This window comes from Methanosarcina siciliae T4/M (assembly GCF_000970085.1).
Lineage (GTDB): Archaea > Halobacteriota > Methanosarcinia > Methanosarcinales > Methanosarcinaceae > Methanosarcina > Methanosarcina siciliae.
Window position 1 is genome coordinate 1,010,122 of sequence record NZ_CP009506.1, and the last position, 18,759, is coordinate 1,028,880.

Here is an 18,759-nt window from a genome sequence, read left to right on the forward strand (position 1 = left end):
TCATGCTTGTGGAAATAGTGTTTCATGGCCCCGTTATTATGGACCAGTTATTTTCATTCCTGACACTGTGATGTATTGTGACCATTAACTTTCTTGATAGGTTCAGAACGGAAAACCCTGGATTAAAGGAAGTTGCAATAGAAATCTCGGAATAAATAATTCAGGCTCAATGAAGGTCACAATAGAAAAAGCGGAATAGAAAACTCAAGCTCAAAAAAGGTTCAATAGAAAAGTCTGAAAAAACCTGAAACAAACCGAAAAAAATAGGTCAGAAGGAGAAGGACCCGGGTTTCAATATTCGGGCTCCATCCCTTCAATTTTCGAAAAGGCTTTTTCCATTTTAGATCCTTCTTCCACACGCTGTTTTTTTGTTTTCTCCTGATTAATCGCCTGGACAGCTACGCTGTAGAGATTTTCCATTTCACGGGCTGACTCCAGGGTGAGTACAGATAGGACCTGAGGATACTCGCTACTGCGCACGATTATTCCCTTAAATACATGCCCTACGGCTCCCGATAGCTTTTCGATTTCAGTAGAGATATCATCTATGCTCAGGTATTTGCGGTCGCCTTTGATTACAATCATTGCCCTGCTTGCTTCTTCGTAAACATCGGTTGAAAACAGAAGGCTTGAAGGGGAAAGTGAATTCTGGATTGCTGTTTTGATCGGTATTTCCTTATCAGCCCTGAAAAAGCCCATCGTTGCAAGTCCTGCGCCTCCGCTCATGACAGTCTGAAAATCCCCCAGGTCTGTTACCATCATCATCTCACTGTCAAGGGCATCAAGCAGGAAGAGGATACGTTCGGCAATCATGTCGTTAATGCCATCATAGGCTTCCTGAATGCTTCCCCCGATGTTTTTCAGGTACTGGTTATCCGCAAGGATTATTCCATCAGCTCCGCTCTGGCGGATTTCCTGGATCGAAAAGGCAGTATTTTGCAGATAAAGCGTTCCCTCTTCCCTGAAAGGGAGGACAACGAGACAATAAACAGGATAATTATATCGTTTTTTCATCTCTTTTACGAGAAGAGGGGTAAATGAAGAACCGGTCCCCCCGGAAGCTGAGGTTAACACAAATGCCATATCAAAATTGCCCCTCTCCTCAATCTGCCGCATTATTATCTCTTTTTTCTCTTCAAAAACCTGCTTTCCGATATTCCGGTTCGCACCAACCCCGTGCAGGTGTTCAATATGGATTCTGTCCTTCGCTTTTGTAAATTTCATCTCTTTCAGGTCATTAATTGCAGTGTTCAGTGCAAGAGTTTCGACATGGCTTTTAAATCTCTGCGTGGAATAAAACCTGGCAAGTTTGCCGCAGCTTTTCCCCCTTCCCAGTGCATGCCGGTTAATGGAATCAAGAATCCTGTTCCCGCATTGCCCGTTTCCTATTACCAGTATATTGAGCAAAAAACTCCTCCATTTCAAGAATATTTCCACTTTTTCCTGTCTGGAGTTATCCTATTAATATCGGTATTGCCTGTGTCTTCTATATATATGGACCCCAGCGGCTGCAAGGATAATTATAAAAATTATGATATACAGAGGATTTTTAATGAGAAAATCGAACTTCCCTTCTTTTACATTGATACTCGATGTTGTTGACTTATTGCTCCCTTTCAGGTTCCCGGCGTCTATGCCGTTGTTGTATTCATAATAAATTTCAGAACTTACATTATAAGTACCAATTTCTTTTGCTTTTAAGGTATATGTGAACTCTTTGTCGTTATTGGGCTCCAGTGTCTCGATATATATTCTTGGAGTTCCGCCGACGGTCTCAATTCCATCTTCGCCTTCCACATACTCAAGGCCTTCCGGAACAAGAATATCAAGGCGGACAGCCCGCGCAGGAGCATTGCCTGTGTTTCTCAGGACGACCGTAGAGGTTATCTCTCCATTTCTCTCTATGGATAAGGCATCCACATTCATTGCGGTTTCGACATTTGCACTTTGCTTGTTTCCTTCACTTACGTTTATGGAAGGAGTGTTAGAAGAGGACTGGTAGGTCTGGCCTGCGCTATTAGTATAAGTAGCGTTAACGGCTTTGAGGTTGAAGGTTCCCGCTTCGGTTGCCTTTAATTTATATATGTACACAAGAGTCTCAGAAACCGGTTCTCCATAATCGATTTTAGGAATTGCACCTGAAACTTCATAGGTGGTCTCTTCAAGGACAAAGTGTTCTTGTTTCGGGTCTGTAAACAAGACGTTATTTGCAGTATCGTTTCCGGTATTCTTTGCCTTTACCGTAATGGTTACGTCTTCTCCGAGTTCGATTTTTGATTTATCTATAGACTTTGTTATTACAACCTCCGGTTCTCCTGCAAAAGTTGCTTCAGAACGTCCGTTTTCAACAACTTCACTCACGTAGAGGTCTCCTGCATTATAGTTTGACATTAAGATCTCAATCGTGGCTCTGGGCAATACCCCTCCAGCATGCACGGACTTCAGGCGCATCTGGATTTTACCCTCCTCTTCAAAATCGAACTCAACACTCTCGTTTACATCCAGCAGGCCACTGGCTACTTCTTTATCTTTTTCATACACATAATATGAGGCTGTATTGGCTTCAGGAAAGATATCAGTGATTTCGATTATGTAATTGTTAAGCTGATATGCCTGTCCTTCCTCAATATCCCCCTCATATACTTCGGTTTTTGCCGAAGTTGTACTGCTAAATATCAGCAGGACAAGAAAAGCAAACAAAACAGTTATGTAAATCCCTTTTAGTTTCACTTTTGCTACCCCAAAGACCCGATAATAAGCTTGTCTACTCCCAATTATTGCCTGAATATCTTAGAGGCTGTCTTAAAATTCAAATCACTTTCTTAAAATTCAAATCACTTCCACATTTGGATAATAGGCATTGTTGGATTAAAATTCAGGCCGTAAATTAATTACATCGAAATTACTCGCGCGAGGTATCAAACCAAATACATAAGACATCATAGTAAGACATCATAGTATATGTACACCCTGGACATTTAACGGTTTAATTCTACCGTTTTTCAGTTCAAACGCGTAAGTCCGGCCCCAATTATATAACCAAATTTAATTCTAAGACACACTCTTAGATAAGTCGTCTTAACAGTGCCCTTATTCCCTTGCCCCCAAATATCTTCTACAAAGCCGGATATATAGTTTGTGATCCTTTCTTTTTATTCTTTAGATGATAAAATCAAAGTTTTGCTGGTGCATTCCACTGCAAGCAGCGGGGTATGTTCGCGTTCCCGCTCCAAATTCCGTTAAACGAGACAATGATTCCAAACGACTTTGTTTGTTTGGTTGGCAAATTATACTTTGTTTAAGCAGAATTTGCCAACCAAAAACATATTTGATAAATCATATTATCATTAATGTTTTCCTGGAAATCTTTTCCATTCCCGTAGCAATCTAGAGGGATATTTGACTAACGTAAAAAATCCATGATGAAATAGGTTGGAAGAATACGAGAAAAAATCAAAAGAAGGAGAGAAAAAATCAAAAGAAAGGACTGACGTAGAAAAGAAATTCTGGATTGCGGTTTTGGTGGGTTGGGAAAAAGATGTGGATCAGGAAAAGATGTGGATCAGGAAAAGATGTGGATCAGGAAAAGATGTGGATCAGGAAAAGATGTGGATCAGGAAAAGATGTGGATCAGGAAAAAGATTTGGGCCAAAAGGAAAGATTTACCCACGGAAAATGAAGATTCCGTGGAATAAATACAATTTCAGTTTTGGTTTCAGTTTTCGGAGTTGACTATTTCCAGGCTAATGTCTATCCACCTTGATTTATGGATAAGGGAACCCATTGATATTACATCCACGCCTGTTTTTGCATAACCTTCAAGGTTTGCAGGGGAAATCCCACCGGAGGCTTCCACAAGGACCGATTTTCTCAGTCCTTTTTCTTCAAGTAAGGCGAGAGCCTCTTTGATTGACTCAGGCTTCATATTATCAAGCATTACAATGTCTGCTCCCAGGTTTGCAGCAAAAACCGCATCTTCTGCAGATTCAACCTCAACCTCAATTTTCCGTGTAAAGCTGCTTTTTCGGGCTTTGTTGATTGCGGCTTCTATTCCCATGAGTTTGATGTGGTTATCTTTAATCATAACCGCATCCGAAAGGTTAAACCTGTGAGTGTCTCCTCCCCCTGCAGCAACAGCCAGCTTTTCGAATTTCCTTATTCCGGGGGTGGTCTTCCTCGTACATGCTACCCTTGTGCTTTCCGAGTGCTTCCTTACGACATCCACGCAGCTCCTGGTCAGGGTTGCAATCCCGCTGAGGTGCCCGAGGAAGTTCAGGCTAAGGCGTTCTGCCCTGAGAATGGATACGGCTCCTCCCCTAAGCCTGAAAATTGTATCTCCTTTGCTGAGGCGGTCTCCATCTTTAAAATCGGTTTCTGCCTGAATTCCAAAATAAATAAATATTGATGCAGCTTCGCTTATTCCGGCAACTGTACAGTCTTCTTTTGCGAAAATGATGGCTTCTGCAGGTCTGTCCGCAACAATAGTGCATGAAACATCATCATACCCCAGGTCTTCTTCTATGAAGCTTTCGACTTCTCTGATAAGCATGATTTTTACCCTGTTATTTTATGTCTTCCGGATTTATAAGAGGTACGGGTATTTTGGGTTTTATATCTCTTTCCAGAAGGTATTATTTTTCTAAAATAACATACATCTGCATCATGGAAATAAGAGGACTTAAACCGTGCTTTAATGATGTTGCTGGTTCAAATAAGAAATGATGTCCCGCCTTTTACAAAGTGGAAAATGGATTACGGTAAATATGTTGCACAGGCATTTTCCAACTCCCAGGATGTGACACTGGTAACCCTGGTTTCATAAAAAATTAAAAGTGTTTTCCGAAAAGCAAGCATTAAAAAATTTATATTTCCTGTAGCTTGAGTTTCGGATTACCTTCTAAAAGACATTTAACTCTTTAGCTGTATACCAGTTGAAGTTTTGGCACCTGACTTTCGTTTCCGCAGTCACTGCTATAAAATGCGATATAGTTATTGCTCTCTGTACGGGCTTTTATCAGTAATCCAGTGTTTTCATATTTGCCGTTGATATACTCTTTTACCAGCTCGGTTACGTCCAGCTCGTAGTATCTGTTGTCAGGAAGGCTGTTGCCTTTGATCGTTATTGTAGCATACGGCGTGCTTCCCTGCAAAACACCGTTTTTATCGTACCAGTCCCCACCTGCATTAGTCCATGCAACATTTTTGTCCCTTTTATTCCAGCTTACATAACTTGAGTTCCAGGCAGAAGCCGGCCTGTAAATCTCAATTACAGTATCTTCAGGTCTTGTAGTTCCCGAGGGATAATACCAGTAGAGAGAAAGAACCGCATTATTAACTTCGACAGAACCGGTGTATTCGCTCAGGTCAAACCTTATTACGTCTCTATACCTACCAACCCCGTTGATGCTACCAACATCAATAAAGGATGAACTCTGATAGACTGTGGAAGAAGAAGCTTCACGCAGACGGTTATCCGTTGCATCGGTAACAGTTGCATTTATGGTCACTACGGGTGTTTTCTTTGTTATGCTAAGCTTTGGCACCTGACTTTCGTTTCCGCAGTCACTGCTGTAGAAAGCTATATAGTTGTTACTTTCTGTGCGTGCTTTTATCAGTAATCCCGTGTTTTCATATTTTCCGCTGACATACTCTTTTACGAGATCGGTTACGTCCAGCTCGTAGTATCTGTTGTCAGGAAGGCTGCTGTCTTTGATTGTTATTGTAGCATACGGTGTGCTTCCCTGCAAAACACCGTTTTTATCGTACCAGTCCCCACCTGCATTAGTCCATGCAATATTTTTGTCCTTTTTATTCCAGCTTACATAACTTGAGTTCCAGGCAGAAGCCGGCCTGTAAATCTCAATTACAGTATCTTCAGGTCTTGTAGTTCCCGAGGGATAATACCAGTAGAGAGAAAGGACAGCATTGCCGACCTGTGAGTCACTGTTGTATTCGCTCAGATCGAACTGCATTACATCTCTGTACCTGCCAACTCCACTGATGCTGCCGACGTCAATAAATGAAGTGTCGGAATATACATTCTCAGGAGACGCTTCACGCAAACGATTATCTGTTGCACCAGTAATGGTCACCATGGATATTTCCTTTTCAGTCACAGTAATCTTAGGTTTCTGGTTTTCATCTGTCCAGTCACTGCTGTAGAAAGCTATATAGTTGTTACTTTCTGTGCGTGCTTTTATCAGTAATCCCGTGTTTTCATATTTTCCGCTGACATACTCTTTTACGAGATCGGTTACGTCCAGCTCGTAGTACCTGTTGTCAGGAAGGCTGCTGCCTTTGATAGTTATTGTAGCATATGGGGCGCTGCCCTGCAAAACACCATTTTTATCGTACCAGTCCCCACCTGCATTAGTCCATGCAACATTTTTGTCCCTTTTATTCCAGCTTACATAGTCCGAGTTCCAGGCAGAAGCCGGCCTGTAAATCTCAATTACAGTATCTTCAGGTCTTGTTTTTCCTTCTGGATAATACCAGTAGAGAGAAAGGACAGCATTAGTAATTTGGGAGTCACTGTTGTATTCGCTCAGATCGAACTGTATTACATCTCTGTACCTGCCAACGACATCGATGCTGCCTACGTCAACAAAGGATGAACTCTTGTAGACGGTGTCAGGAGACGCTTCACGCAAACGGTTATCAGATACTTCGATTTCGGAAACTATCTCCTCAGAATCTTCGGGAGGTGTTACACTAACAATCCCTGTCACGGTACTGTTGCCTGCCGCATTGCTTGCAGTAAACGTCACCGTATAGTTTCCTGCTGTTGAATAGGTATGAGTTGGGTTTTGATCTGTTGCGTTCGTTCCATCTCCAAAATCCCAGTTCCAGGAAGTGGGGGATCCTGTACTCTGATCAGTAAATTTTACTGTCAGAGGTGCATATCCTGAAGCAGGAGATGTAGAAAAATTGGCAACTGGACTGGTTGGTGCAGTTATTGTCCATAGAACTGCAGTACCATTGGATCCCAATATCTGCCCATTTTCATTGATTTCATAGGCACCGCTGCCAGATATCCCAGATAGTGCTCCAAGATCTGTCATCACACCATTTTGCCACAGGAAAGCGTCAGTTTCACCAGTATCTGTCTGGCTGGTACCTACTACTTGTCCCTTATTATTGATTCCATAGGCAATACTGCTGGATTTCCCAGGTAGTGTTCCAAGATCTGTCATCACACTATTTTGCCACAGGAAAGCATGTGTTTCACCAGTATCCGTCTGGCTGACACCTACTACCTGCCCTTTATCATTGATTCCACGGGCACTACTGTAAGATCCTCCTAGTGTTCCGAGATCTGTCATCACACCATTTTGCCATAGGAAGGCACGTGAGGGATCATAACGGTCTTGACTGGTGCCTACTACCTGCCCATTTTCATTTATTCCTCTTGCATCGCTATATTCTACATCTGACGGTCCAATATCAGTCATCGTGCCATTTTGCCACAGGAAGGCGTGAACTTCAAAACCAATTCCCTCGCTGTAGCCTATTACCTGCCCCTTGTTATTGATCCCTTCGGGCCAGCTCTCGGTTCCTCCGGGTAGTACTCCAAGATAGGTTACTACACCATTTTCCCACAGGCAAGCGTGAACAGCATTATCATCCTCTATGAATGTGAAGCCCACTATTTGCTCATTGTCATTGATCCCCCTGGGATAGCCATCGCACCCGCTTGTTTCAATATCAGTCATTGTGCCATTTTGCCACAGGAAAGCGTGTTCTACACCAGTATCTGTCTGGCTAGTACCTACTACCTGCCCCTTGTTATTGATTCCTTCTGCGTTACTGTAATTCCCTCCGAGTGTCCCAAGGTCTGTTATTGTTATCACATACTCGAAAACAAGACTTCCCAGATTAGACTCATTTGTCCCGTTTACAATTTCGGAAAGTGTACAATTTCCGAATTGGTCCCCAATTTGGAGGGTCGTAGTGTTTTCGTAGTCAATGAGCCAGATCCCATCAATCTGGACAACACTATCGGTTGTACCCTGGGTAATCCGGTTAACGTGGACTTTCAAAACAGTAACATTATTTATCCCCTGTATATCAAGTGTACAATTCCATGTATTGTCACCGGAATCAGTTGAGAGGATCTGGTCATCTACATATTGTCCACCTTTGTAGAATTCTAGCCAGACCTTCTCACCGTCTACATCTACCTGCTTTACCTGGAGACTGTATCCCTGACCAATGTCAAGGCTTTCACCACCCGTAAGATTATAACTGCTCTCATTATCAATAACGACCCTGGTGAGCTTGTCAACATGAGCTTCCCAGATCTGGTCGTCTTCTTCAAGCAAAGGAACATACTCTTCCCCAAATAACTCGATTGAAGGATATTGTTCACCAGACCAGTATTGATAATTGGTGCCTTTAACATTGCAAGTTGTTGTAGCTGCTGATGCCGTATATGAAAAAAGAATTAAAAATAAAATCAGAGCTGCTGATGTTAAAGATAGAGAATTCAGCTTTTTGTTAGTTATCATACACCTACTCCTTCATCTTTCTTTATTCTGACATTTTTAGCATATGTCAGGTTTTTCAAATCCGGTATTGATTTTGTGGACAGTTGACAGAAAAAGATCGCTTTTCATGAGAGCGAAGTATTCTCAATATTCACCGAAAAAACATCAATAGTCCTTATATGTAATACTTAATACAGTTTCTTATAACTTTGGATGTAGTTCTAATGTCTAAAATCGAGTACTGAAACTTGTTTTCATAAGCTGATCTCAAAATTCAAAATATTTCTCCGGATATCTTTTGCAGGTAACATAAAAAATGAAAGTTGAAATTAGCAGTATGCTAGACGAGTCATACTTTGAAGTTGTGATGTCATGAGAAACACAAAGTTAAGTCAGGTTTTGGGATGGGCTCAAAGAAAGGTTCCGGGAACAGGCAAAGAAAAAAGTCAGAAAGCTAAAGGATTTTAAGAAAACAATAAAAGTCGGGCAACAGAAGGTTTAAAGAGAGAGAAAAGAGTACAGTACTCCAATTCCCGGAACTCTCTGTGACGGGTATATAAAAAATTATAATATAAGCGATTATAGTTGATTGAAAATATCAGCTAAAACGGATAATTAAGTTGAATTTATTGATTATTCTCAGGAGCCTGGAATACTGAAAATAGGAATTGTTGGTTGCGGATTCATTGGAGGACAGATTTGCAGGGCAATTGATAGAGGGGAAGTTAGTGCAGAGCTGCACGCACTCTGCGACTCTTCGGAGAGCAAGGTCTTTGAACTTTCAGCTTCCCTTAAGACCTGCAGGCCTTCTTATATGAAGATCGAAGAACTCATACGCAGCGTGGACCTTGTCGTAGAAAGCGCCTCCCAGAACGCCGTCAGGTTCATCGTACCTCAAGCCCTCAAGGCCGGCTGTGACGTAATGATCCTGAGCGTGGGTGCCCTCGCCGATGAAGAACTGCGGGAAACTCTTTTCGGGATTGCAAAGGAGAATAACTGCAAGCTTTATTTCCCCTCGGGAGCAGTTGTCGGGATCGACGGATTAAATTCGGCATCTGCGGCTGGAATTTCCTCGGTCACCCTGAGCACCAGGAAACCTCCTTCAGGGCTTATGGGAGCTCCTTATGTTGAGGAACACGGCATAGAACTTGAAAAACTCGAAAAAGAAACCGTACTTTTTGAAGGGCCTGCCTCGGAAGCTGTAAAAGCTTTCCCTGCAAACGTTAACGTGGCAGCTACGATCAGCCTTGCAGGTATAGGTTTTCGACGGACACGGGTAAAAGTTATAGCTGACCCTTCTCTTTCCAGAAATGTGCATGAAATCACCGTGGAAGGAGAATTCGGAAAATTCAGTACAAGAGTGGAAAACCTCCCTTCCCCGGAAAATCCTAAAACAAGCTATCTTGCAGCCCTTTCTGCAGTTTCTACCCTTAAAAAGATCCTGAGCCCTGTACAGATAGGGACCTGAATTCCTTTAGCTCCCTTGAGTCTTAGCTCTTGAGTCTTAGCTCTTGAAGCTTGACCCTTGAGGTCTGACTCTAAGTTGATTGGAGGAATTCGGTATCTTAATTTCGTTTTTAGGATTGAAAACAGGCGGGGTTCAAAAACGTCAGTTCACAAGCATTATATAGTCCGGGGGAGTTAAGCACGTAAACCCTTCGGAGAAGGTGGCATGTGCGCGAAAAAGTGCTTGTGGAGAGCATTTTCCTTATTGCACCCTCTTTACGTCTGACATGCCTTTATAATTTCAGATTCATATTTTCCTCTCAAATATTATGGTGGTCCAATGCAGCAATCATACCTTATAAAAAGGATCCAGGAATTGAAGGTAAAACGAAACGCAGTCATTCTTTCTCACTATTACTCCCGCCCCGAAGTCCAGGACGTTGCGGACTTCGTAGGGGATTCCCTTGCCCTGAGCCAGGAAGCTGTCCGCCAGGACGCGGATGTTATCGTGTTTTGCGGCGTCCATTTTATGGGAGAAAGCGCTGCAATTCTCTCACCAAAAAAAACGGTCCTGTTGCCGGAAATCGATGCCACATGCCCTATGGCAGATATGGTGGATGTGGAAGGGCTTAAAAGACTGAAAGAAAAGCACCCTGACGCTCCGGTAGTCTCCTATGTGAACAGTTCGGCTGCAATCAAGGCTGAGTCCTATATATGCTGTACCTCTGCCAATGCCGTGGAAGTGGTAAACTCCCTTGATGCCGATGAGGTTATCTTTGTGCCTGACAAGAATCTGGCGGCCTACGTTGCATCCCGGACAGATAAAAAAATCATTCCCTGGGAAGGGCACTGCCCCACTCACCACCAGATCCTAAGAGACGACGTCCTGAAAATGAAGGAAAAGCATCCCCTTGCCAAATTCATTGCTCACCCCGAGTGCCGCCCTGATGTCCTTGAACTTGCAGACTGCGTGGCAAGTACGCGAGGGATGATCATGTACGCGAAAAACTCTCCCGTCCGGGAGTTCATCATAGGCACCGAGTGCGGACTCATTCACGGGCTCCATAAGGCAGCCCCGGAAAAAACCTATTACTGTATCTCTGAATTTGCCTGTTGCCCCAGCATGAAAATGGTCAATCTTGAAAAACTCCTAGATTCCCTTGAAAAAATGCAGCATGTAGTGACCGTTCCCGAAGACGTGAGAGTAAGGGCAAAAGAGGCCCTTGACAGGATGCTTGCGGTAAAAGTAAAATAAGGCCTGAAAGTTTTCATCTCCCGGTACCGGAATAGACCGACCAGTTAATAAGGGGCAATCAATTTTTCAGAATTATGGGGAAAATATGAAAAGCAGGTGAGGAACAAACTCTCACCCCCTTTCATGCCAGAAAACCTTAGATCTTTTTCTTCAAAACGGCGTATCCCACAATAAATGCAAACAGGGGCAGGGCAATTACTATGAGTATCTTGGCCACTTCCATCGGAGCTTTGACTACGCCGCTTTTGCCTGTGCTTCCGTTAAGAAGGTACTCACTTTCCAGGGTTTTCAAAGTTTTCTGTATTTTTCCTTCCTGATATTCCGTTATTGCAAAAGAGGAATAACCGGATGTTTTTGCTTTAAAGTAGGTATAATTCTTGTCTTCACCGACTTTTTCCGTAGATAGAGGTTTCCAGCTTTTGTTATACCACTGCAGGGTTATTAGGGATTCATTGACGTTATTATCTTTAATCCATTCTTTTTCGACTTTGAAGCCTACTGATCCATTTTCAAGAGAAGTAGAAAGTCCTTCTCCACTATTTCCTACCCAGATATTCACATGTTTATAGATTTTACCTGAAGGAAGTTTTGGAACAAGTGTAGATTTGCTTTTAAGTACTTCTACAATGGTAGTTGTCCTTCTGAAAGTCTTTTTTGCGTCATATTCGATATACGTTATGCATGTAACGTTTTCCGGGAACTCATACTTAATATGATAACCACTTATCACGTTTCTGGTAGTAAGTTCCTTGATTTCGATATTTTTTGCCGGTTCTGCCGAAACACCACTTCCGATGTTGCTGGAACTCGAACTTGAACTGGAACCGGAACTGGAACTTCCGCTATCATCGTCGTCTTCAGTGCTCGATTCTTCAGAAGTTGTGTTTTCGGTTGTTGTCCCATCAGTTGAATCGTCTGTTGAATTGTCTGTTGAATCGTCAGTTGAATCATCTGTTGAATCGTCTGTTGAATTGTCTGTTGAATCGTCAGTTGAATCATCTGTTGAATCGTCTGTTGAATCGTCTGTTGAATTGTCTGTTGAATCGTCTGTTGAATTGTCTGTTGAATCGTCAGTTGAATCATCAGTTGAATCATCAGTTGAATCGTCAGTTGAATCATCAGTTGAATCGTCAGTTGAATCATCAGTTGAATCGTCAGTTGAATCATCAGTTGTTCCTGAATCATCAGTTGAATCATCTGTTGAATCATCAGTTGTTCCTGAATCATCTGTTGAATCATCTGTTGAATCATCAGTTGTTCCTGAATCGTCAGTTGAATCATCTGTTGAATCATCAGTTGTTCCTGAATCATCAGTTGAATCATCTGTTGAATCATCAGTTGTTCCTGAATCATCTGTTGAATCATCTGTTGAATCATCAGTTGTTCCTGAATCGTCAGTTGAATCATCTGTTGAATCATCAGTTGTTCCTGAATCATCAGTTGAATCATCTGTTGAATCATCAGTTGTTCCTGAATCATCAGTTGAATCATCTGTTGAATCATCAGTTGTTCCTGAATCGTCAGTTGAATCATCTGTTGAATCATCTGTTGAATCGTCAGTTGAATCATCAGTTGTTCCTGAATCATCTGTTGAATCATCAGTTGTTCCTGAATCATCTGTTGAATCATCAGTTGTTCCTGAATCATCGACTCCAGCACCTGAATCTCCAGTACCGGGGTCTCCTGTATCCGAACTTCCACTGTCTCCAGCTATTTCTTCTACAGCAGATGCCATTCCGGGAGCCATTCCTGGAATTATTAGCATTACTAATAGTACATAAATTAAAGAAGCAAAAAAACCAGTTTTCATTTTTTTTAGGCCTCCGGCTACACAGACGTAAACAAAGGTCTCTGGTACCCAGTAAGTCAAAAGGTCTCTAGTACCCAGTAAGTCATTGACAATTTATTATATTATTCATATAAACAAAATTTAGAGTCTTGTTTCGAGCGGATTTCCCAATATCCCAATGTCATAAACAAGATCTCTGCCTAATTAATATGGCTCTAGACGATGCTTAGTAACAAAAGTTGACTATTCATCTGGTTATTCATATATCCAGGCAAGAGTCATTAAATTTTGGAGAATTAACTACAGAGGTCTTTTTATACTATAGTCCTCCTCCGGGGGCTGGAATCACTTTCTCCTTAATAAGCCTGGTGGATTTTTTTCTCAGCTTTAAATTGTTTTAATCCGGTAGTGGAATTATACACTTCTACGACATAATAGGCTGATAAAGGGTTCAAAGCTTAGGTTTCACTGTACAGGAGGAGTTTTTTCGTTTAAACATTCAAATCTTATTTTGATTGGTAACATTTTGATCCAATTCTTTAGAGTCAATTCTCCAGATTCAGTTCCGCAGATCCGATACTTTTAATACTTTATAATGCTGCTTTCTTCTAATGTCTGCCGGAATACGCACATACCTGGAACTTATGAGGTACGGAAACTGCCTGATGGCAGGTTTTGCAGCTGTAATAGGAACTTTGATAGCCTTTAATATCCTGACCGGGCCTTTAAGTTCAAATTTTGCGGGACCTTTTCCTTTTCTTGATTCAGGTTTTGTGTTTCTGGTAGTATTCCTGGTTTCAGGTGCAGGAAATGCTATCAATGACTATTTTGACATAAAGATAGATTCTATCAACCGTCCGGAAAGACCCATTCCCTCCGGAAGGGTGCAGGCAAAAGAAGCCCTTTACTTTTCTTACCTTCTGTTTACCCTTGGAACTTTGCTGGCTTTCTCAATAAATTCGATCTGCGGGGTAATAGCTCTTTTTAATTCCCTGCTCCTGATCCTGTATGCAAAAACCCTTAAAGGTACGCCCCTTCTGGGAAACCTGAGCATAGGTTATCTTACCGGTTCTGTTTTTCTCTTCGGAGCTTCGGTTTTCGGATTTGAAGGGCTTAAGGCTCTTTCCGTACTTTTCCTGCTTGCAGCTCTTGCCATTACAGCTCGGGAAATCGTTAAGGATATCGAGGACATGGAAGGGGACAGGCTGGAAGGTGCAGATACCCTCCCTCTCAGGACCGGGGCAAAAAAAGCAGGCTATCTTGCAGTGTTTATAGGGTTCCTCTCAGTACTTCTAAGTCCTCTCCCGTACTTTATGTCCATCCTTGGCCTGCGCTATCTTTACCTGGTCTTGCTGGCAGACCTGGGCTTTCTTGCAGCCATTGTCCAGCTTCTTGTGAATAATAACCCGACAAAGTCCTCCAAGATGTTCAAAATAGCCATGTTTTTTGCGCTTATCGCTTTCATTGCCGGGGTATGAACTACATAAATTCCCAGACCCTGCTCTTACTCTCTTCTCCTTTTTTAGCAGAGCCTGCGGATTCGATAAATAGGTTAAGGGCAGGATCATGTTACGAATCAGTTTCTGAAACCGGTTAACTGATAGGTTCGCGATATGTTTGCCGATATGTTTGGCGATAGGTTAGCAGATAGGTCTCTTTCCTGCCACAAGTTCCATGGAGAAGGAATGGATATTTTCAAGTTCTTTTTCTATAACTTCTGCAGCTTCTTTCTCTACATCGCCTGCGGCGCCTTTTTTCATAACCAGCTGGGCAGTTGCAATCTGGGGCTGGTCGATTGGGGTTCCGATTTCACTCAGGAGCCAGACATATACTTCGGATACATCGGGGACCTGGTTGTAAATCTCGGCTGCGATCCTGTGGGAAAGGATGTTGTAGATCTTTCCGATATGGCTTACGGGGTTTTTTCCTGCTGCAGCTTCACTGCTGACCGGGCGGTTTAAAGGGATTATCCCGTTTACGCGGTTTCCGCGCCCTACCTCTCCACAGTCTGCATCTTCTGCGGATGTTCCGGTGACCGTTGTATAAATTCCTTCCATTCCCCTGCCGGGAATGTCCAGGGTGTTAAGGGAAGCCGTCGGTTTTACACACATACAGGCTTCAAATTCGACTCTTTCCTTTTCTGCAAATCCGGCAGCAAACTCTTCTATCCGGTCATGCAGTTCTATTTTCCTCTTGAAGTAGTCTTCTTCGGATTCGACAAACCTATCCACAAGAGGGGCAGCAACTGTAAGGTGAACGTCCTCTTTGTGCCTGAGCCCCATGACCTTTATGTCTTCCCCTGACTCCGGAAATTCTTTCTTGAACTTCTTTGAGTTAAGGTAGCGTTCGGTTTCGAGTACCAACCTTTCGGTAGGGCTCAGAGGTGCATATCCTACTGCTGCGGACGTATCGTTTGCCCCTAGAACCTTTCCTCCCCTGCTGAAAATATCCGTAAGTTCTGCAGAACCCCTTTTGAGTTCTACCTGGTAGATGACGCTTTCAGGTTCCACAAAACGGAGGTTTTCTGAAAGCCAGTCTTTTGCAGTCTCGACTGCAAGCCCCGGAACATCGAGCTCAACTCCTTCGTATTCGAAGGTCGCCCTGTCCCCTATGATCAGTCTCATGGGGCTTACTACCTTTCCCCCTCTGAATTTTCCTCTTACCTGGCCTGCAACAAGCATGCCCTTGTCTATGTTGTGGTGGAGGATGGTTCCGAAGGTCTCAAGGTATTTCTGGCTGAGATTTACGGAAATCTGTTCCATTATTGCATCACAGATATAGTCCGGATGCCCGAGCCCTTTTCTTTCAACAACCTCTACCTTCTGGCGGTATACTTCCGAAGCTTTCAACTCTTCTATAACAATATTTCTCAAACTCTTTCCCCCGGATCGCCCTTCAGGGCGTGACAGATACTGTATTGATCTTATTTATGTATTTGAAGACAGCTTATGTTGTCAATGAAGACAGCTTATGTTGTCAAAAATTTTTCTCAGTGAAGTTTGGATTTTCAGAGAGACTGGATGTTTCTTCAGTGAAGATAAGGTCTTCAGTAAATATGGGATATTCGGTGAAGACGTTGGCGAACACAGACAATAAAGGCAGGTCAGTTTAAAAGCCAGGTCAGTTAAAAGGCAGGCCGGTTAAGAAAGCTCCTTGAATAAAACTAAAAACGCAGAGCGGTTCGGACCTGAATCTGTCTGTGTTAAGTCCGATGCGCCTGTTACGGAGTCCTTCAGGCCTGTTAGATAAATTCTGCTTCCTCTGAATGGCTTTTTTTCTTTTTATCTCCGTCCCCCTTTTCCTTTTCCCCTTCCGGAGTATGCTTCAGGTACTCTTTAATCATCATTGGAAAGGTGTTTGCAGGCACGAAACGAACCCCAAGCTGCTCTGCCCATTTTTCGATTCCGTAGTCGCTTGCAACGACAGCTGCATCAAGTTCTTTGGCAAGGATCAGGACATCAATATCAGGAGCGCTGTCAAGGATTCCATACCTGAGAGCTGCCCTGTACTTATTCCTGAATTTGCCTATTATCCCGCCGATAACTTCCCTTTCTACCTTTTCCCTGTATTCCTTTTTCTTGTTTTGAGGATTTTCCATGAAAAGGCATTCTGTTGCTGCCTCCCATATTGCATCTTCTGCAACCCCCATCCCCCGGTTAATTCTTTCCCTCATGTAGGAGACATATTCGTGGAAGATCTGTGAGGTTACATCAACTCTATAACGGTCAGGAGCTTTTTTCACAAGCCAGGTATCAATCTTTGCCGTAACCTCTCTGTCACAGCCGTTACGGCTTGCAAATTCGTACATCTCCTTATATACCGATGGATAGGGAACATAACAACTGATCCCGAACTGCAGGCGAGCGTCGGCTATAAGGTCAAGTATCGCTTTCATCCCCTCGCAAAGGGATGTATAACCCATAACCTCTCGTGTCTGTAGGTCCGTTAGTGCTGTGGTATCCAGCACGAATCTCTGCTTGAGCATTTTTTTGAGTCCTTTTATGTCTTCTTTACCCTTCTTATGTATTGATGCAGGAGCAATAAAATTCTTTGTTTTATTTCCTCTTCCTGCTACTTGCGTATTGCCTTTTTATCTGTTATCCGTAACTATGGTGCTTGTAACCTGCTTATTTCTCCGTAACTACGATGCTTATAAATCGTTCCCTTATCCATAACTATTATTTATGTTATTATTCACCGGATTTTGATCAAAATGAATAACTGTATATACTTTTAAAACCCTATATTTACATAGGGAAGTTTAAGCCAGAGCTGAAAAGCGGTTTGAAATATTTTTGTATATTGTTTTCTCGGATTGTTCTGCTTTGGGCGTAAAGTATTTCTGAGAACACATGCTAAAAAAATGGAATATGTTTTCTTCTTATCGCTTTTATCTCCGTTCGGGCTGGATTTCTCAGGCTGATATGCCGGCAGCTTATTTTATCCGGCAGGGTGAAAATTCAGATTGAAGGTGTGAAAGATACCGAGCCTGAGTGAAATTTCTGGAAAATCGTCCGGTTTGGTATAATATGGATAAAACAGGCTAAAAATGGGGAATTTAATGAGTGCAAACATGGAGAGTTTAAAACCTTTTGTAGGCTCAACACAGGGTTTTGTCAGGAATCCTCTTAGGAAGGGAGGCAACACAATGAAAGAGTATTGCAATATCTGTGGTCGGGAATTGATGGAAGACGTGCTGGTTGTGGACACCAGTCTTGACATGAAACCAATCCCATTTAAGGACGTTCACGGGGATAAGTCCGATCTGATATGCATTGAATGTGCAATTGATTCGGTTGAAAACCCGCCCTTCGTATGTACCAGGTGCGGACAGCCAATAGAGTTTAATGAAAAGTTCTATGTATTTAAGGAAGCAACCACAAAGCCGGGTGGCCCCAAAGTAAATTTCAAAGAAACGTGCCTCGATGACAAATACGTCTGCAGCACATGTTTCGAAGAGATTATGAACCCTGATTACGAAAAAAAGGAAGTCTGAACAGAAAGCCTGGCAGGTAGAATTCTGTTCTCTCCCCGTCCAGGATTTTTAATAATGGACAAATAACGAGGGGTAAAGAGCCGGGCTCGACTACCCTATTAATCACTGTATCCGAAAAAAGACAGAACTGATCTTCCAGTTCTGTTCCCCAGCTTTTTTTAAGCTTCTCTTTATTTTTTCATTTTTTTAATCTGCTACTATTTCTCTTGTTTTTCTGACTCTTTCTGCAGATGAATGAATTTTAATTCCATGAAGCATAAATATTGCTTTAATAATAGCATAAAGTATTGTTATCAAAAAGCCACATATCCCTTCAAAACCAGAAAACGGATTTCATTCCTGAATTTAATTCATTAATTCATTATTTCAGGGGGTAATTGATTGGATGAGAATTATGTGCTTGAAATTGAAGATGCGTCCTGGGGACAGCAGGTAGAAGATTCTGAGAAGCCTGTTATTGTAATGTTTTACAGCCCTACCTGCCCGTATTGTAAAGCTATGGAACCATATTTTGCGGAGTATGCAAGGGAATACAGGGGTTCGGCCATTTTTGTCAGACTAAACGTGGTAACAAATCCCTGGACTGCCGAAAGATATGGGGTCCAGGGCACGCCCACATTCAAGTTTTTCTGCCATGGAAAGTCTGTGTGGGAACAGGTCGGCCAGATCTATCCTTCCATCCTGAAGAATGCGGTCAGGGATATGGTCCAGCATGGGGAGGAGTGCATAAGGAAAACTACTCCAGTAGGACAGGACATCACAGGATACTCATAATCTTGGTCAGGTC

At 42.6% G+C, this 18,759-nt stretch carries 13 protein-coding genes; 6 read left to right on the forward strand and 7 right to left on the reverse strand.

Annotated elements, in window-relative coordinates; translation table 11 throughout:
• Nucleotides 1-291 precede the first annotated feature (291 nt).
• Both MSSIT_RS04455 and MSSIT_RS04460 read right to left on the reverse strand, forming a co-directional pair.
• Entirely contained in the window at nucleotides 292-1,407 is a 1,116-nt protein-coding gene (locus MSSIT_RS04455) for a tubulin/FtsZ family protein (protein ID WP_048170371.1), read from the reverse strand.
• Between the two features lie 54 nt (nucleotides 1,408-1,461).
• Nucleotides 1,462-2,730, reverse strand: coding sequence for a BatD family protein (locus MSSIT_RS04460; RefSeq protein WP_052721508.1), 1,269 nt, complete (start codon nucleotides 2,728-2,730; stop codon nucleotides 1,462-1,464).
• 702 nt (nucleotides 2,731-3,432) lie between these two features.
• Between MSSIT_RS04460 and MSSIT_RS04465 the strand changes: the two genes are divergently transcribed.
• Complete coding sequence (locus MSSIT_RS04465) at nucleotides 3,433-3,732, forward strand: hypothetical protein (RefSeq protein WP_048170372.1); 300 nt, start codon at nucleotides 3,433-3,435, stop codon at nucleotides 3,730-3,732.
• On the opposite strand, the gene nadC is transcribed toward MSSIT_RS04465, so the two are convergent.
• Complete coding sequence (gene nadC, locus MSSIT_RS04470) at nucleotides 3,716-4,549, reverse strand: carboxylating nicotinate-nucleotide diphosphorylase (protein WP_048170374.1); 834 nt, start codon at nucleotides 4,547-4,549, stop codon at nucleotides 3,716-3,718. The genes MSSIT_RS04465 and nadC overlap by 17 nt on opposite strands.
• A gap of 367 nt (nucleotides 4,550-4,916) precedes the next feature.
• The gene (locus MSSIT_RS21080; RefSeq protein WP_052721509.1) at nucleotides 4,917-8,507 is read right to left on the reverse strand and encodes a disaggregatase related repeat-containing protein; all 3,591 of its coding nucleotides are present in this window, start codon (nucleotides 8,505-8,507) and stop codon (nucleotides 4,917-4,919) included.
• Nucleotides 8,508-9,138: 631 nt separating this feature from the next.
• Between MSSIT_RS21080 and MSSIT_RS04480 the strand changes: the two genes are divergently transcribed.
• On the forward strand, nucleotides 9,139-9,954 hold the full coding sequence (locus MSSIT_RS04480) for an aspartate dehydrogenase (RefSeq protein WP_082088878.1): 816 nt from the start codon (nucleotides 9,139-9,141) through the stop codon (nucleotides 9,952-9,954).
• Between the two features lie 318 nt (nucleotides 9,955-10,272).
• The gene (gene nadA / locus MSSIT_RS04485) at nucleotides 10,273-11,187 is read left to right on the forward strand and encodes a quinolinate synthase NadA (RefSeq protein WP_048170378.1); all 915 of its coding nucleotides are present in this window, start codon (nucleotides 10,273-10,275) and stop codon (nucleotides 11,185-11,187) included.
• Between the two features lie 136 nt (nucleotides 11,188-11,323).
• Here the strand turns inward: nadA and MSSIT_RS21085 are convergent, their stop codons facing one another.
• Nucleotides 11,324-12,934 carry a PGF-pre-PGF domain-containing protein gene (locus MSSIT_RS21085; RefSeq protein ID WP_231590414.1) on the reverse strand — a complete coding sequence of 537 codons (1,611 nt, stop codon included), beginning with the start codon at nucleotides 12,932-12,934 and terminating at the stop codon, nucleotides 11,324-11,326.
• A gap of 653 nt (nucleotides 12,935-13,587) precedes the next feature.
• On the opposite strand from MSSIT_RS21085, the gene MSSIT_RS04500 reads away from it, so the two are divergent.
• A complete protein-coding gene (locus MSSIT_RS04500) occupies nucleotides 13,588-14,454 on the forward strand; it encodes a geranylgeranylglycerol-phosphate geranylgeranyltransferase (protein ID WP_048170381.1) in 867 nt (288 codons plus the stop codon).
• A 162-nt stretch (nucleotides 14,455-14,616) separates the two neighbouring features.
• On the opposite strand, the gene MSSIT_RS04505 is transcribed toward MSSIT_RS04500, so the two are convergent.
• Nucleotides 14,617-15,849: a methionine adenosyltransferase gene (locus tag MSSIT_RS04505; protein WP_048170382.1), complete on the reverse strand. Its 1,233-nt coding sequence runs from the start codon at nucleotides 15,847-15,849 to the stop codon at nucleotides 14,617-14,619.
• A 368-nt stretch (nucleotides 15,850-16,217) separates the two neighbouring features.
• Nucleotides 16,218-16,961 (reverse strand): RNA ligase partner protein, encoded by a 744-nt coding sequence (locus MSSIT_RS04510; RefSeq protein WP_048170384.1) that lies wholly within the window; start codon nucleotides 16,959-16,961, stop codon nucleotides 16,218-16,220.
• Nucleotides 16,962-17,537: 576 nt separating this feature from the next.
• Between MSSIT_RS04510 and MSSIT_RS04515 the strand changes: the two genes are divergently transcribed.
• Nucleotides 17,538-17,972: a hypothetical protein gene (locus MSSIT_RS04515; protein ID WP_231590415.1), complete on the forward strand. Its 435-nt coding sequence runs from the start codon at nucleotides 17,538-17,540 to the stop codon at nucleotides 17,970-17,972.
• A gap of 381 nt (nucleotides 17,973-18,353) precedes the next feature.
• Nucleotides 18,354-18,746, forward strand: a complete 393-nt coding sequence (locus MSSIT_RS04520; RefSeq protein ID WP_048170386.1) for a thioredoxin family protein — start codon at nucleotides 18,354-18,356, stop codon at nucleotides 18,744-18,746.
• Nucleotides 18,747-18,759: the final 13 nt, after the last annotated feature.

Excerpts from the sequence above, each read along its gene's own strand:
- nadC (WP_048170374.1), bottom strand. The coding sequence starts at position 4,549 with ATGCTTATCAGAGAAGTCGAAAGCTTCATAGAAGAAGACCTGGGGTAT.
- MSSIT_RS21080 (WP_052721509.1), bottom strand. The coding sequence starts at position 8,507 with ATGATAACTAACAAAAAGCTGAATTCTCTATCTTTAACATCAGCAGCT.
- nadA (WP_048170378.1), top strand. The coding sequence starts at position 10,273 with ATGCAGCAATCATACCTTATAAAAAGGATCCAGGAATTGAAGGTAAAA.
- MSSIT_RS21085 (WP_231590414.1), bottom strand. The coding sequence starts at position 12,934 with ATGGCTCCCGGAATGGCATCTGCTGTAGAAGAAATAGCTGGAGACAGT.
- MSSIT_RS04500 (WP_048170381.1), top strand. The coding sequence starts at position 13,588 with ATGTCTGCCGGAATACGCACATACCTGGAACTTATGAGGTACGGAAAC.
- MSSIT_RS04510 (WP_048170384.1), bottom strand. The coding sequence starts at position 16,961 with ATGCTCAAGCAGAGATTCGTGCTGGATACCACAGCACTAACGGACCTA.
- MSSIT_RS04515 (WP_231590415.1), top strand. The coding sequence starts at position 17,538 with ATGAGTGCAAACATGGAGAGTTTAAAACCTTTTGTAGGCTCAACACAG.